Here is a 13,958-nt window from a genome sequence, read left to right as displayed (position 1 = left end):
AATCACCGGTCACCTGTGCAAGTCAGGAGCAATGCCAGATACTTTCATCCGTGGTGAAGGGGACTCTATTAAGGCGGCGGAAGAGCAGGCGTGGCAGAAGTACCAGGGCTACATCGCCGACGGTCACGAGCACGAGTTCGAAACCCGCGGCTACACGGACGGCTCTGGAAGCTGTAAACACTGCGGATTGTTCTCATCAGGCGTATTCGACCTCCACGAGATCGGTGCCGTCTGCGAAGTCTGAGGAGATGACATGTTCGCCTCGGTTGGCGATCGCATGTTCTGCTTGGAGCATGATCCTGACCCGCTTGCTGAGCGCATACGGCGTATGAAGCAGCGAAGGACTGGCAAACACGTCAGCGTACTCGAAGAACTCCTCGACATCCTCATGTCCGACGAGTAACCAACAACCCCAAGACCCCGAGCGTGTGATGTGCTCGGGGTCTTTTCTATTGGGTATGTGCCTGTGAAGAGTGTCCCAGTTCCTCTAGCGGACTAGCAGGAGCGCAGCGCCACCACTCACGTGCGCTTCACTAGCCGAAACGGCTGGTGGTTCAAGGGTCCGTTTTTGAAGACCATATCAACCGAGTCCGTTCCGGCATCTGTGTTGTGCGTCAGCACTGATTCCGAGGTTCCGAGCACGCTTCCGCGGCCGAAGTAGCGAAATCCGACTGCTACTCGCGTGGAGCTCTCGTCGATCGTTTCAATTTCCGTAACTTTCGACCACTGGCCGGGGTATTCAACACGGTCGACCAGCACCACAGGCTTGGTGAACAGTCTCAGAAACCAACCGTTGACCCAATTCGTCTTAATGCGTACGCGCAACACCGTGGTCATCGCTTACCTCATGTTCTTCTAGAAAACTAACCTGACTACGAAATCCAGCCATCTTCGGACGCAATTCTTTCAACACAACGGTCGGTCCCGAGGCAGCGATCACAGCTCCAATCATAATGAATGCAAACGACCATAGCCCGATCATTGCGATAATAAGAATATGCAAACAAACTGACAGCCAAACACCGAAACGTCGGCTCCGGCGCGGCCCAACCAGGAAGAACGCAATCGACATTTCAACAGCTATCGTTCCCCACGTCATCATTAGCGACAGGAAAGGAATATCGACAGCGAAATCAAACAGCGGCCCGAATGGCGGGGCGGTGCCAAACATGGGATCTAGCGTAATGAAATAAACAGCGGATCCGTCACGCCATTCTGGAACAGCGGTCTTCTCTATCGCAGAATTCAGATAAAGCCATGCGATCTGAAAGCGTATTAAATGAGCAGCTACCCAGCTCAGAGGCAGGAGTTTTGAACCACCCACCTCATCAGGCATCCAATGGTTCTTCCGGCCATCCGATAGCAAAACGAGCGCAAGCAGCAGGACGAGGACCTGTGAGATTGATTCTCCGCCATCGGCGAGACTGATCGCTGGCGCAAAGGACAACGTCACCCATGCGTGGAGTAGCCCTGTGTAACGGGGGAAGTAGCCAGAGAGGACGAGCAGCAGGCTGGCAATAACCACGAGCGTGGGTACCGTGAGCCCACCCCACGAGTACATCATGCAGTACGCGCCAATACGGGCGACGCCGTCACAAGATGGGCCGAAATCTTTGTCCGATGACGACACGAAGAGTGCATCCCACTCAGTTAGCAACAGAACTGACAGCTGGGCTAAGGCGATAAGGGACCGCGCAACCGCGATCTTCCTCGAACCCGACGGCATGCAGGCCAAGGACCGTTCGATCGGCAGAGTGAGTCCATGAACTAGTTTTCGCATGTCACCTGCATTTCAATCATTCCTTCCGGGATGTGCGTCTGTTCATACAGGTCCCGGTAGGACCAGGGGACCGGCTCTGCCTGGGCGATGACTACTTTCCCGCACAGCGTCGGGTGTTTAAACGTGTTGTCGGCTCGAATGGGCTCGGTCGTGGATGCTTTGAGGGATTCATAGCACTCTTCTAGATCTTCACCCGTTTCGCACTTGAACCAGTCCTCTTCCGCGAGGGGAGTCAGCAGCGCGCCGCCCTCGGGGCCCTGAGCTCTTTGTGTCCGGCTTAGGCCTAGCAGGTTATCCGCCCGTCCTTGTGGGGTCTCCATCACGGACTGCAGGTTGCCGTCGTAGTAGAACAGATCCGAGTCTGATGGCGGCTTTGTGAAGAACCCCCAACCCTGCGGCGCAAGATCAACACTAAACACTCTGGCCGCATTGACTTTGCCTCTATCGGACAGCACATTGCTAGGCAGCGAAAAGAATACCGATACGAGGAGCATCAGTATCGCTAATCCGAGGAGGGCTAGCGTCACCAGCGAACGCACGCTTGCTGCCCCGGCAATTGACCACTTCCGACTCATACGGCAAGCGCACGGGTCAGGTCAGCAACGAACTCAGTTTTCACGAGTTCTCCATCTGCCGAGTCCGGTGCCATCAGGTAAGACACGGCCGAAGGGACGACGTAGAGCCCGATGACCGCCATCGTTGCAGCAGCGGCATTGGCGTAAACAGCAACGTTGACAAAACCTACCGCGTAGGCGACGACGCAAACTTTGCCGCCAGGCCCACATCCCTTTTGTGGGGACACTTTTATGGGCACCGACTCCACCCCGTATTCGTCCTCTAGGAAATCGAAGTAGGTATCCGTCAGGTTGGTCAATGCAGCCTCAACCTGCTTCGGGTCGCCCGACGTCAAAGGGCTAACAACTTTGCCTTCAAAATCGGGGTGGTAGTCAAGGTATTCGTCAATCACCTTGCCAAGGACTTCCTTGTCCGCCATCGGGCGGTCCTTATTAAAGTTGAACCGCTCAAGCAATTCAGGGTTTTCTTTTGCTACCTTGCCGGTTCCTTCAAACAGGAATTGCAGAATTTCTTCGTGCGTGTAATTTTCAGCAAGCTTTGCTGACTCCTGGCCTGACTGCGGACTCGGGTACTCAACATCGACCGCGGACGCGGGCGCTGCTGATGACGATGCAAGGCTCAACGCAAGTATTCCAGCGCATAGTGACTTCTTGAACATCATGCTCCTAGTTGTTTAAACATCAAACGGGGTTGCTAGTTCAACTGTTGACCTTATGGGACTCTGAGCAAATCGTCAACGCAGTCTTACAGCAAGTACGGTTTATTTTTCAATGGACTTTTTCGGTGATCCGCAGCATGACAGTTTGTGACAAAGACTCTCGCTTCTTGCCTCTTGCCCGAGTGGCGCATGATAAAATCCCAGACGTATTAACGCCTGGGGTTCATGTGTAGGGTCGACTTCGGCCTACCCGATGGTTTCGTAGTCGCTTAGCTGCGGACCACCGATGGTGTAGCCAAGATTGGCTATCTGGTCGCTGAACAGCGCCAAGCCGCGGGGGAGCCCAACACTGGCCTCCTCAGCTTCCTGCAATTCGTACGCATCCGGGAAGTCGTCATAGCTGACGCGAGTGTCCGGTGCGAAGATGGCCAGCTCGAGCTCGCCAGTGGTGTAACCACCTTCCAGGGTGACATCCAGGATGTCGAACGCATCCGGGTGCTGCGGAAGGATCTCGTTGACGAATTCCACGAGGTCGGCGCCGTCGTAGTCGGGCATGCCAGGGACAGCGGCCAGCGCTTTCAGCATCGGCGCCGTGTCGGTTTCCGAGCTGTAGCGGAAGTCGTAGCCTTGGCCTTTAGTGATGTTGATCTCCTTTGATATAGACGAATGGGTCTCCGCCTACCGTCGATGCTGGCCGGGCTTGCTCAACCGTGTCATAGTGTCCAACATTCAATGAGACATCAACAACCGTTAGAGTGTCTGACACTTAAGAAGGTCTCACGTACGCAAACCACTACATGGTGTGCGAATCATAGGTCGGCAGAAGCTCAAGGTAATCCACATGCATGTATCCGCCGACGAAACCTGTTTGTGTCGGCATGCCCGGATGCGCCACCTGCACCCAATCATTGGCATCCGGTTGTGCGGAGCAAATGCGCATCACCCGCCCACTGGCACCCCGAGCCCATCGGCCGAGGAGCGAACATTGGTCAGGGGCAGTATCAACAGGGGCGGCTTGAAGCGCGAGGCATGCGTCTTTCAGTATGTGTGGCTACCGGTGGTCCTCCTGTAGCCGTATCGGGAATGGGTCTGTCCCCATAGTGCCGGGATGAACACGAAAGCACCCGCCACGCGATGACAAAGTGACGGGTGCAAACGTTTGCAATGTTCATGTGGTCGGCAGAAGCGAATCCACTAACCGCTTCGCCCCCCTCAATCGCACTCACCTTCCTCGACATCCTCCGCTGACGAACAAAGAACTCCAGCTCCACTGCCACCTCGTCCAGTTGGACAACGGCGTCCTCCTCGCTGACGTCCAACCGCTCTAGAGCATCCAGCACAACCCGGGCATCCTCGTTGCCCCGCCAGACCAGGGCGCGCAGATCCTCGCAGTATTCTTCCGTGCGAAGCCGCGCCCCAATCGGCGAAGTGCGCCGGTAGGCAATCACAACCGGGGTTTGGCAGACTGTGGCCAGCTTCCAGAAGCAGACCTTCGACTCCGCAACAGTCAGCCGCACTCCGTAATGCGTCCGGGGCGATCGGCTCCTTGGGCGGCTCGATCTTGACCGGACTCGAGGCTCGGGAATCCGCCGCTCGGAACCGACACGGACTCAGCGGGCGAACTGAGCGCCGAGCTCCTTGACGATCGTCTGTGCCGAGGCCTCACGTGCGCCGCGATAGCCCGTGCCGGCCCACAGGTGCAGGCCCTGGGGATCGCCGTCCTTCTTCGCCTGAGCGCGGAATGACTTCGTCAGATGATGAACCGCCGGGTAGGCGTTGACGGCGATCGAGTCGAACGTCCGCACGAAGTCATTGACGAGCGTGCGGGCAGGGCGTCCGGTGAATGCCCTGGTCAGCTGTGTCTCAGTGAAGTCATCGGACGCCAGAGCCGCGCGGTGGGTCTCGGCAGTCCCTGCTTCATCGGTGCGCAGCAGGAGAGTGCCCACGACCACGGTGCTCGCCCCTGCCTGCAGGAGAGCCTCGACCATCTCAACCCCGTCGACTCCGCCACCGGCCGCGATAGGGAGGTCCACCTCGGCGAGGACATCTCTGACAACGTCGCTCGTGGCGCGGTCCTCGATCGACCGGGTCGGATCGGCCGTCCCCGAATGCCCGCCCGCCCGCGGGCCCTGAACGATGAGGGCATCGACGCCGCGTTCGGCACCGGTGCGGGCCTCGGCGGGAGTCGTCACGGTCGCCGCGACCTGGGTGCCGACGTCATGGAGACGAGCCACCACCTCGGCGGTGGGGATGTTGAACGTCATCGAGACCAAGGGCACGGGATGGGCGAGAAGGTAGTCGACCTTCTGCGCATAATGGTCATCGTCATCGACCGGTTCGGGATTGAGAGTCAGCCCGCGTTCGGCAGCCACGGGTTCGAGGGCGGAGGCGAAGGCGTCGAAGGCCGCGCGGTCGATGGGAACGGGATTCGGAGCGAAGAGGTTGACGCCGAAGTTCTCGGTCGTCTCCCGCATGCGATCGATGAGTGGGGCCAACGCCTCGGCGGTGAGGTAGCCGCCGGCCACGAACGGGAAGCCGCCGGCTCGCGCAACAGCAGCGGTGAGATCCGGGGTCGTGGTGCCGCCGGCCATCGGCGCGCCGATGATGGGCAGGGCTGTCTTCTCGAAGGCGATCGTCGTCATCGTTTCGTGCTCCTTGCTCGGATGTCCTGGACGGGGTGGATTTCTGTTCGGGTGATGCTTTCGTGGCCATTCTTGCACTCACGATGGGCCGCGGTGTTTGCACCGGGAAGGTTTGCGGCACTGTTTTCGCTGGGCCGCGGCTCTCTGGGCTGGATGGGTGAGGGTATCCAGTCGGTGGAGTCCCGTCTCATCCGAAAGTAGTGCTTGGGCGGACTCAGGTCGGAACTCAGAGGTGATGTGCCGGCGGTGATCGCGCCCATAGGTTCGGATGTATCGAACGACGAGCTCAGCACTCTGTGCAATCAGCGGAGCTCAATCCGACAAGGAGCCGACATGTCACTCACCCTCAGCAGGCCGCCCGAGGCCGGGGCGAACCACCTTTCCGCCCCGCACGGCGACACCACTCGTCGACCGCACCGGGACCGGGCGATCGACCTCATCCGGTTCGGCTGCCTCGTCGTCGTGGTGATCCTGCATTCGATGATGAGTTCAGCCGTGCTCGGAGCAGACGGTGACGTTGTTCCCACGGTGGCGCTGCTGCACACCACCGGCTTCACAATCGCCTCGTGGTTCTTCCAGATCATGCCGTTGTTCTTCTTCATCGGCGGATACGCCGCCATCAACGGTTGGCGACGCACTCAAGCCACCGGTGGCACCTGGGCCGACTATATTCATGCCCGCCTGCGCCGCCTCGTCATTCCGGTCGCAGTGCTCATCGGCGTTGCCGGTGTCGGACTGTCCCTGGCCTCTGAATTGGGGGTGCCCGCCGGCCTGCTCGCCGAGGCGAGCACTCGCATCGGGCAACCGCTGTGGTTCCTCGCCGTCTACGTCGGGCTGACATCGCTGGTTCCCCTGGCGGTGCACTTCCACGAAAGGGCGCCGAGGCGGACGATCGCAGCGCTTGCCGGCGCGGTGGTCGCTGTGGACGGCTTGGTCGCATTCACGGGAGTGACCGGACTGGGCTATCTCAACTTCCTGTTCGTATGGCCGCTGATCCAGCAGTGCGGCTTCTTCTACGCCGACGCCATTCATCGTCCCGTGCGGGCCTGGTCTGCTTGGACCGTGATGGTGCTGTCCCTGGTGAGCCTCGGGGTGCTTGTCGGTCTTGGGGTCTACAGCCCGAACATGCTCATCAACCTCAACCCGCCCACCGGTGCCTTGGTGCTGCTCGGTGTTGCGCAGATGTGCATCCTGCGGCTGAGCCATGCGCGTCTGAACGAAATCGTGTCCGGTGGTTCGGATCGGACTGCGGTCGGATACGAGTACCGTGCCCGCATCTGGGAGCGTGTCATCTCCTGGGGCAACACCTACGGCATCCAGGTCTACCTGTGGCACATGCCGATCGTCATCACCCTTATCGGAGCTCTGGGCTACGCAGCTCAGCTGCTGTCCGGGGTGCCGGCAGGAGATGGGCTGTCGGCAGCCGGGATCGTACTCCCTGAGATCGAATCGAATTGGTGGTGGCTGACCAGGCTGTCATGGCTGATCACGGTGATGGGACTGGCCGCGCTTTTGGCAATGGCCATGTCGAAGATCCCGTTCCCCGGTGAGGATAGGTTGGCCAAGTTCGGGCGCGCAGCGGCGAGGGGTGTGCGGGCGAGCTTCTCGACTTTCGAGGCTCGAGTGGGTCAGCGTCTGTCGAGTCCTGTGTCTCGGGCCCTCACGGCGGTCACTCTGGCCATGGGCGGCATCGCGATCGCACTCCTCGTGGGAATCGCTCCACTGATCTGGACGCTCGTCTCCGTTTCGGCGCTCCTGATTTCACTGGTGCTGGCCGCCACCATGAAGGCGCCGGGGTCCGAGAGGGCTGCAGCGACGGAGATGCCGGCGGCGGATCGTGGCAAAGCGATTGTCAGTTTCGGCTGAGGAGCGATCGGGGCCGCCGCCCCGCTCGCCTCATTCCACTGACTGCGCCAGCTGCTCGGTGACGGTGCCCCAGCCGTCGAAGAAGCCGAGCTCCTCGTGACGGGCACGCTGCTCGGGGCTGCCATGGCGGACGACGGCCTGATAGTCAGTGCCGTCGGGGTGGTCGCCCAAGATGATCTCGGTGGTCATGGAGACAGGGTCGGGAGAGACAGGGTGCCACGTACTGTTGACCGCGTTGGTGAACACCAGACGGCTGTTGTCCTCAACGAGGAGGAAGACGGCGTCCACGTGCGGAGTGAAGGTCTCCCCGTCCTCGCTCATCATGGTGGAGAAGGCCCCACCCGGGCGGAGTTCAAGGGCGTCGACGCGAAGAGTCAGCGGCGCTGGTATCCACCATTGCGCCAGTTTGTCAGGATCCGTCCAAGCAGACCAGATGGATTCCTTTGGCGCTCGGATCACTCTCTGGATTGTGAGGTCGAGAGCGGAGTCGAAATGTCGGGTGCGAGCGAGATTTGCGGTGATGATTCTTCCCTACTGTGATTGCTGCCGTTGGTGTCAGCGGCAGCGCTGTGTGCGATCTCGTCGTCTGTGGCGGTGACGAACCGCTCGAGGCGATCCGTGCTGGCCTCCCAGATGAGTCTCTGCTCGGCCAGCCAATCATTGAGCAGTGTCAGTCGATCGCGGTTGAGTACGCAGGTGCGCACCCGGCCTGTCTTCTGAGTTCGGATCAGCCCACACGACTCCAAGGTGCGCACATGCTTCATGAACGACGGGAGTGAGATCGGCAGGGGCTCTGCCAGTTCTCCGACACTCGCCGATCCGTGGCCCAAACGGTGGACCACTGCACGTCGTGTGGGATCGGCAAGAGCGGTGAACATCGCATCAAGCTGATCCGAATACTTAGCCATGAGGCTAAGTATTACATGACTCGGAGCGAAAAGACCCACGGATCGAGAAATTTCCTGCTCAGACTCTTTCGTGACGGAAAGTGACGCCGGAAGACCGTCACATGACGGCTGGTGACATCCGAGGTCACAGACGACGGCAGCACTCGTGCCAGTACGTACACACTGGTGGAACTTCGGCAGCGAAGTCGAAGTGCCATCAGTGAAGGAAGGTCCCGCCATGAGTATCACCCAGAACGGAATCTCGACCCGCTCTGTGCATTCGGGGGCCAACCCCGAATCGCATACCGGTTCGGTTGTTGCCCCTATCTTCCAGACCTCGACCTTCATGATGGACACCCCGGGCCAGACCCGCGCCGGCTTCGACTACGCGCGCACCGGCACCCCGAACCGCAGCGACCTCGAAGACGTGCTGTGCGAACTGGAGAACGCCTCCTTCGCAGCGGCGGTGAACTCGGGGACTTCCGCCGAGGTCGCGGTCTTCTCGGCACTGCTGGGTCCCGGCGATGAGATCATCATCCCGCGCGACATCTACGGCGGCACGTACCGGCTGCTGAAGAATGAATACGAGCGCTGGGGCATCAGCATCCGCACCGTCGATCTCACCGACACCGAGGCGCTGGCGGCCGCGATCTCGGCCAAGACCGCGATCGTGTGGGTCGAGACTCCGAGCAATCCCGGGCTCGACATCGTCGACATCGCCGAGACTGCCAAGCTCGCCCACGCCGCAAACGCCATCCTGGCCGTCGACTCCACCTTCGCCACCCCGATTCTGCAGCGCCCCATCGAGCTCGGCGCCGATGTCGTCATCCACTCGACGACGAAGTTCATCAACGGCCACTCCGATGTCATCGGCGGTGCCGTTCTCGCCGGTGACGGTTCGACCTGTCCCCGTGCCGCCGAGGTTGTCGAACGTCTCGAGTCCTACCTCGCATCCGTCGGGTTGGGCATCGCCCCCTTCGATGCATGGCTGACTCGCCGCGGCATCAAAACCCTGCCGGTGCGGATGGCTAAGCACTGTGAGAACGCGCAGGCCGTGGCGCAGTGGTTGGAGAGCCGTCCTGAGATCGCTGAGGTGTATTACCCAGGTCTGCCATCTCACCCGGGTCATGAGGTCGCGAAGAAGCAGATGAGCGGCTTCGGGGGAGTGGTCTCATTCCGCACCGACACCGAGGCAAGAGCTCTGTCGCTGGTGAAGAGCACGAAGCTCATCACTCTGGCCGAATCGCTCGGTGGTGTTGAGTCACTGATTGACCATCCTGCGACCATGACCCACCTGGCCGTCGCAGACTGCGAACTCAGCGTCTCGCCGACATTCATCCGCCTGTCCCTGGGCATCGAAGACATCGCCGACATCCTCGCCGACCTCGACGCGGCGCTCGCTTCGACGGTGCAGACTCCGGACGGCGTGAGCTCCGACGCGGAGGCACTGGGTGCGGAGGTTCCAATTGCGGACCCCTCACCGTCAACTCTTCAACACCCTGTAGCAACGGTATGAATTGATACTCGCAGTGCCACGCGCAGTGCCAGCGGTGGTGCGTGGAGCTGTGGGTGGGATTCACCGCTGGCGGTGCGTGGTGGGACGGTGCAAATCGCAGGTGGCGGTGCGTGGCGCGTGTGTGCGTGGTCACGGGGCGTGGGGAAAACCCGACGCAGGCTAGGTGGTCAACGTGCTGTTGGCAGCTTGTCGACTCCCGTAGCGTTATTGCTATGAGTGAGAACACCCCCACGAACCCACGCGAATCGGAGCCGCAGAGCGCCGATTCCCTGGAGTCCCAGGCACCAGAAGAAACGCCAGAATCGGACAGGCCCATCGGCGCCGAGGCGATCGTCAACGCGCCCCCGACCGCAGAGACTCCCGCGGCTGCAAAGACCCCCGAGGCCGAGGAGTCTGCAGACCGCTCCGAGCCTTCGGGCAACGGCGCAGTCGACGAGTCCGCAGACACACCGTTGGCGACGGAGGCCGGACAGTTTCGGACGGCTCCTATGGATATGGAGGTTCCCTTCAGCCGCGGTGCCGCTCAGCAGTACGGGTCGGCTCAGCAGTACGGGTCGGCTCAACAGCACGGTTCGGCTCACGACCAGGAATCGCCGGCGACTAACCACCCAACGCAGCAGTACACACAGGCCTATCCCCAGACCCGCGTGATGAATGCGAACTTCCCGCAGGGGTTCTCGCAGCAAACACCCTCACAGCACCCCACTCAGGCGTACCCGTCCCAGGGCACCCACTCCTCTGGACCTGGCAATCTCCAGCAGCAGGGCGCTCTCCAGCAGCCCGGCTACCAGCCGCGCACCTACTCCGCCCAGCAGCAAAGCCCACAGCAGGGCCAACACCCCAATCAGCTCCCTGCGCCCGTGCCCGCTCCCAACGGCCAGATGCCGATGCAGCCGATGCAGCCACCTCGGCGGAAGAAGCCGAAGTCGGAGAACGTCACGTACGCACCTGCGACGGGGGCGATGCCGCTGACGCGTGAGGAAGGCACCGAGATTCCCGCCGACGGTCCGATCGAATGGCCGCAGAAGCGAGTCGGGATCGTCGGCGTCGCGAACCTCGTGCTCTCCGCCGTGATGGCTGTGGTCTGGGCCTGGATCCCGCTTGGCCTGCTGTTCACCGGCTTCGGCGGAATCTTCGCACTCGGCCTCGGTGTGCTCGCACTCGTCGCCTGGGTCGTCGTCCAACAGGGCGCGAACGTGTTCGAACGTTACCGGGCCGAACTGATCTATGGCGACCGGATCCCGGTCCCGAAGGTCGAACGCAGCACCCGAGAATCTGCCTTCGGCCGCTTCTTCCACAATCGATGGCTGCACGTGAAGTCGGGATCCTTCTGGCGCTCGACTGCCCACCACTACGTGAAGATGCTGCTCGGCGCGATCATCGTCGGCGGCACCATCGCCGGCATCTGCGGTGCAATCATCGGCATCTTCAGCGCCATCAATCCTGAGGGCATCACCGACTTCTTCTTCCGTGGAACCACCGGTGGGCTGGGGCGCACCGGCATCGCCATCGGCTCTCTCATCGTCCTCGCCAGCTCACTGGCGATCCTGTGGTTCGCCCCGTACCTCGACAGGGCACTCGACCGCAGCCTCCTGCCACCGGCACGCACCGCTGCCCTGCAGGCCGAGGTTACCGATCTCGACCGGGCCCGCATGGCCGGGATCGAAGCTGCGGGTGCGGAGCGACTGCGCATCGAACGCGACCTCCACGACGGAGCCCAGCCACGACTCGTCGCCCTGAGCATGACGCTGGGCATGGCGAAGTCGAAGATCGACAAAGATCCAGAGCGCGCCAAAGAGCTCGTCTCCGAAGCCCACGCCGAGGCGAAGGGCATCGTCAACGAACTCCGCCAACTGGCACGTGGAATCCACCCTGCTGTGCTCACAGACCGCGGCCTCGACGCGGCCGTCTCCGCATTGGCCGGACGCTCGACGATTCCCGTCGAGGTCGACGTTCGACTCGCCGGGCGCATCGATCGTGAGGCCGAAGCCGTGGCCTACTTCGTCGTCGCAGAGTGCCTGACGAACATCGCCAAGCACTCGGGTGCGACACATGCTCGGGTCTTCATCGCCCCCATCGAGGCGGGAGTCCAGATCGTCGTCACCGACAACGGTCAGGGCGGAGCGCGCATCGACCGTTCGGGCCGTCACACCGGGATCGCCGGTTTGGTCGATCGCGTCGAAGCCGCTCGTGGGACACTGAACCTGACCAGCCCTGCAGGTGGGCCAACTACTGTCGTTGTGGAGGTGCCATGCGCATCGTAATTGCCGAAGACTCTGCCATCTTGCGAGCCGGACTCGAGAGGCTTCTGGTTGATGCCGGGCATGAAGTGATCGCCGCCGTCCCCGATGCCAACGAGCTCCTCGCCACAGTCCACAACACGCCGCCGGACCTCGCCATCATCGACGTGCGCATGCCGCCGACGTTCACCGACGAGGGCATCCGCGCCGCAGTCCTCATCCGCAAGCAGAACCCCGACGTCAAGGTGCTCGTGTTCAGCCAGTACGTGGAGGAGCAGTACGCATCCGAACTCATCGCTGAGAACACCGGTGGCTTCGGATACCTGCTCAAAGACCGAGTCGCCGATGTCGAGGACTTCCTCGCAGCCGTCGACGAGGTCGCCTCCGGCGGCACTGTCTTAGACCCCGAAGTCGTCTCGCAGATCCTCGTGCGCACACGCAAGAAGGATGGGCTGTCCACGCTGAGCCCGCGCGAACTCGAAGTCCTCCAGCTCATGGCCGAAGGCAAATCCAACGCCGCGATCGCCCGCACCCTCTACCTCAGTGCGGGAGCAGTTGAGAAGCACATCAGTTCGGTCTTCACCAAGTTCGGCCTCACCGCCGACACCTCTGACAACCGACGCATCCTCGCCGTCCTCACATTCCTCGGAGCATAGAATGCCTGCCACAGTCCACGTCAGCGAATCCACCCGCGCGAGCATGCGAGTGATCATCACGATCGCCGCGCTCGTCGTCCTCCTCGTCCCGATCGCCTTCAGCGTCGCGCACGGAGCCTCTCGTCTGAACTACGCGAAGCTCGATGTCACGAAGCCGCTGTCGACCTCAGTCACGGATCTGAAGTTCCTCCTCGATACCACCGCATCAGTGACCGTCAAGACCACCGAGACCGATGAGCCGACCGTCCGGCTCACCGCTACCGGGCCCCGCGACGAAGCACCGACGCTGCAGGTGAGAGAGGCCGAGGACTCGTCGACGGTGTCCGTAGACGATCAGCGAAACCTCGAGAACGCCCAGATCGAAGTCACCCTTCCTGCGAAGACCTCGAAGGAGATGAAACTCGACTTCAACGGCGGCTACGGTGCCATCGACGTCGTGGGTGACTACCAGGAGATCGTCGCGAAGACAGACGGCGGCGCAGTCGATGTCAGCGGCTCGGCCGAGCGTCTGCAGACATCGACCGACTACGGAATGACTGACTTGAGCGGGACCTTCGACACCATCGAATCCAAGACCGGTGTGGGCACACTCAACGGTTCCAATCTCAACGTTCGCGATCACGTCGACGCCGTGACCTCGACGGGAACGATCGATCTCGATTTCACCAACGACATGGTGCCGATGTCCGGCATCGTTGCCAAGGCCGACGAAGGCACGATCGACATCCGCCTGCCGCGCTTGGACCTGGCCCAGGAGAGGATGGCCGCCGAGGCCGCCGCTTCCAAGGATGACGATGGCAGTGCCGCTGACGCCAAGGATCTGTTCTACCGCATCAACGCGAACTCGAATGAGGGGAGCGTGGATCTGGCCAAGGACGTCAAAAAGTACGACGCTGCACGGTCCTCGAAGGATGCCGAGGGCAAAACGATCATCCCCGTCTCGGCGAGCACCGACATGGGTACGATCACCATCGAGCAGAACTAGACTGGTCCATACGGTGCCCGTCGGCGGGTTAGCGGCAAGAATGTGTGTATGGGGCCAGCGTGTTGGATCTGGATTTCACCCTGATCGTCCGCCCCACCCTTTCCGGATTCCAGTCCCGTCCTCGACGCTGAATGACGTCCCGTAAAGCGCAT

At 61.3% G+C, this 13,958-nt stretch carries 15 protein-coding genes; 7 read left to right on the top strand and 8 right to left on the bottom strand.

Annotation, left to right across the window (positions count from 1 at the left end):
* Positions 1-31 precede the first annotated feature (31 nt).
* Both BAUR9175_RS08175 and BAUR9175_RS19350 read left to right on the top strand, forming a co-directional pair.
* Positions 32-244 carry a hypothetical protein gene (locus BAUR9175_RS08175; RefSeq protein WP_069601015.1) on the top strand — a complete coding sequence of 71 codons (213 nt, stop codon included), beginning with the start codon at positions 32-34 and terminating at the stop codon, positions 242-244.
* Positions 245-253: 9 nt separating this feature from the next.
* A complete protein-coding gene (locus BAUR9175_RS19350; protein WP_162619355.1) occupies positions 254-403 on the top strand; it encodes a hypothetical protein in 150 nt (49 codons plus the stop codon).
* A gap of 116 nt (positions 404-519) precedes the next feature.
* On the opposite strand, the gene BAUR9175_RS08170 is transcribed toward BAUR9175_RS19350, so the two are convergent.
* The 6 genes from BAUR9175_RS08170 to BAUR9175_RS08140 all read right to left on the bottom strand — a co-directional run bounded on the left by BAUR9175_RS08170 (position 520) and on the right by BAUR9175_RS08140 (position 5,656).
* Positions 520-837, bottom strand: coding sequence for a hypothetical protein (locus BAUR9175_RS08170; protein ID WP_069601014.1), 318 nt, complete (start codon positions 835-837; stop codon positions 520-522).
* Positions 809-1,726 carry a sporulation-delaying protein SdpB family protein gene (locus tag BAUR9175_RS08165; RefSeq protein ID WP_226824289.1) on the bottom strand — a complete coding sequence of 306 codons (918 nt, stop codon included), beginning with the start codon at positions 1,724-1,726 and terminating at the stop codon, positions 809-811. The genes BAUR9175_RS08170 and BAUR9175_RS08165 overlap by 29 nt, the downstream gene beginning before the upstream one ends.
* 41 nt (positions 1,727-1,767) lie before the next feature.
* Complete coding sequence (locus BAUR9175_RS08160; protein WP_096145648.1) at positions 1,768-2,355, bottom strand: SdpA family antimicrobial peptide system protein; 588 nt, start codon at positions 2,353-2,355, stop codon at positions 1,768-1,770.
* Positions 2,352-3,017, bottom strand: coding sequence for a sporulation delaying protein family toxin (locus tag BAUR9175_RS08155; protein WP_069601012.1), 666 nt, complete (start codon positions 3,015-3,017; stop codon positions 2,352-2,354). The genes BAUR9175_RS08160 and BAUR9175_RS08155 overlap by 4 nt, the downstream gene beginning before the upstream one ends.
* 243 nt (positions 3,018-3,260) lie before the next feature.
* Complete coding sequence (locus BAUR9175_RS08150) at positions 3,261-3,599, bottom strand: hypothetical protein (protein WP_069601011.1); 339 nt, start codon at positions 3,597-3,599, stop codon at positions 3,261-3,263.
* A 1,025-nt stretch (positions 3,600-4,624) separates the two neighbouring features.
* Entirely contained in the window at positions 4,625-5,656 is a 1,032-nt protein-coding gene (locus BAUR9175_RS08140; protein ID WP_069601009.1) for an NAD(P)H-dependent flavin oxidoreductase, read from the bottom strand.
* A 333-nt stretch (positions 5,657-5,989) separates the two neighbouring features.
* Here BAUR9175_RS08140 and BAUR9175_RS08135 point away from each other — a divergent pair, with 333 nt between their 5' ends.
* Positions 5,990-7,522, top strand: coding sequence for an acyltransferase family protein (locus BAUR9175_RS08135; RefSeq protein WP_069601008.1), 1,533 nt, complete (start codon positions 5,990-5,992; stop codon positions 7,520-7,522).
* Between the two features lie 30 nt (positions 7,523-7,552).
* Here the strand turns inward: BAUR9175_RS08135 and BAUR9175_RS08130 are convergent, their stop codons facing one another.
* A complete protein-coding gene (locus BAUR9175_RS08130; protein WP_236850529.1) occupies positions 7,553-7,981 on the bottom strand; it encodes an SRPBCC domain-containing protein in 429 nt (142 codons plus the stop codon).
* Positions 7,978-8,430 (bottom strand): ArsR/SmtB family transcription factor, encoded by a 453-nt coding sequence (locus tag BAUR9175_RS08125; RefSeq protein WP_164513996.1) that lies wholly within the window; start codon positions 8,428-8,430, stop codon positions 7,978-7,980. The genes BAUR9175_RS08130 and BAUR9175_RS08125 overlap by 4 nt, the downstream gene beginning before the upstream one ends.
* A 217-nt stretch (positions 8,431-8,647) precedes the next feature.
* Here BAUR9175_RS08125 and BAUR9175_RS08120 point away from each other — a divergent pair, with 217 nt between their 5' ends.
* From BAUR9175_RS08120 to BAUR9175_RS08105, 4 genes are all read left to right on the top strand, one after another.
* A complete protein-coding gene (locus tag BAUR9175_RS08120; RefSeq protein WP_069601006.1) occupies positions 8,648-9,925 on the top strand; it encodes a trans-sulfuration enzyme family protein in 1,278 nt (425 codons plus the stop codon).
* A gap of 212 nt (positions 9,926-10,137) precedes the next feature.
* Positions 10,138-12,189: a sensor histidine kinase gene (locus tag BAUR9175_RS08115; protein WP_083248867.1), complete on the top strand. Its 2,052-nt coding sequence runs from the start codon at positions 10,138-10,140 to the stop codon at positions 12,187-12,189.
* On the top strand, positions 12,177-12,821 hold the full coding sequence (locus tag BAUR9175_RS08110; protein ID WP_009881760.1) for a response regulator transcription factor: 645 nt from the start codon (positions 12,177-12,179) through the stop codon (positions 12,819-12,821). The genes BAUR9175_RS08115 and BAUR9175_RS08110 overlap by 13 nt, the downstream gene beginning before the upstream one ends.
* A gap of 1 nt (position 12,822) precedes the next feature.
* Positions 12,823-13,806, top strand: coding sequence for a hypothetical protein (locus BAUR9175_RS08105; protein WP_069601005.1), 984 nt, complete (start codon positions 12,823-12,825; stop codon positions 13,804-13,806).
* Positions 13,807-13,958: the final 152 nt, after the last annotated feature.

This window comes from Brevibacterium aurantiacum, assembly GCF_900169065.1.
Lineage (GTDB): Bacteria > Actinomycetota > Actinomycetes > Actinomycetales > Brevibacteriaceae > Brevibacterium > Brevibacterium aurantiacum.
Note: the sequence above shows the minus strand (reverse complement) of the source record. Positions and strands in the feature narration are given on the sequence as shown.

Coding starts and splice junctions, on each gene's coding strand:
- BAUR9175_RS08110 (WP_009881760.1), top strand. CDS start 12,177: ATGCGCATCGTAATTGCCGAAGACTCTGCCATCTTGCGAGCCGGACTC.
- BAUR9175_RS08120 (WP_069601006.1), top strand. CDS start 8,648: ATGAGTATCACCCAGAACGGAATCTCGACCCGCTCTGTGCATTCGGGG.
- BAUR9175_RS08140 (WP_069601009.1), bottom strand. CDS start 5,656: ATGACGACGATCGCCTTCGAGAAGACAGCCCTGCCCATCATCGGCGCG.
- BAUR9175_RS08150 (WP_069601011.1), bottom strand. CDS start 3,599: ATGCTGAAAGCGCTGGCCGCTGTCCCTGGCATGCCCGACTACGACGGC.
- BAUR9175_RS08160 (WP_096145648.1), bottom strand. CDS start 2,355: ATGAGTCGGAAGTGGTCAATTGCCGGGGCAGCAAGCGTGCGTTCGCTG.
- BAUR9175_RS08135 (WP_069601008.1), top strand. CDS start 5,990: ATGTCACTCACCCTCAGCAGGCCGCCCGAGGCCGGGGCGAACCACCTT.
- BAUR9175_RS08165 (WP_226824289.1), bottom strand. CDS start 1,726: ATGCCGTCGGGTTCGAGGAAGATCGCGGTTGCGCGGTCCCTTATCGCC.
- BAUR9175_RS08170 (WP_069601014.1), bottom strand. CDS start 837: ATGACCACGGTGTTGCGCGTACGCATTAAGACGAATTGGGTCAACGGT.
- BAUR9175_RS08105 (WP_069601005.1), top strand. CDS start 12,823: ATGCCTGCCACAGTCCACGTCAGCGAATCCACCCGCGCGAGCATGCGA.
- BAUR9175_RS08115 (WP_083248867.1), top strand. CDS start 10,138: ATGAGTGAGAACACCCCCACGAACCCACGCGAATCGGAGCCGCAGAGC.
- BAUR9175_RS08155 (WP_069601012.1), bottom strand. CDS start 3,017: ATGATGTTCAAGAAGTCACTATGCGCTGGAATACTTGCGTTGAGCCTT.
- BAUR9175_RS08125 (WP_164513996.1), bottom strand. CDS start 8,430: ATGGCTAAGTATTCGGATCAGCTTGATGCGATGTTCACCGCTCTTGCC.
- BAUR9175_RS08175 (WP_069601015.1), top strand. CDS start 32: ATGCCAGATACTTTCATCCGTGGTGAAGGGGACTCTATTAAGGCGGCG.
- BAUR9175_RS19350 (WP_162619355.1), top strand. CDS start 254: ATGTTCGCCTCGGTTGGCGATCGCATGTTCTGCTTGGAGCATGATCCT.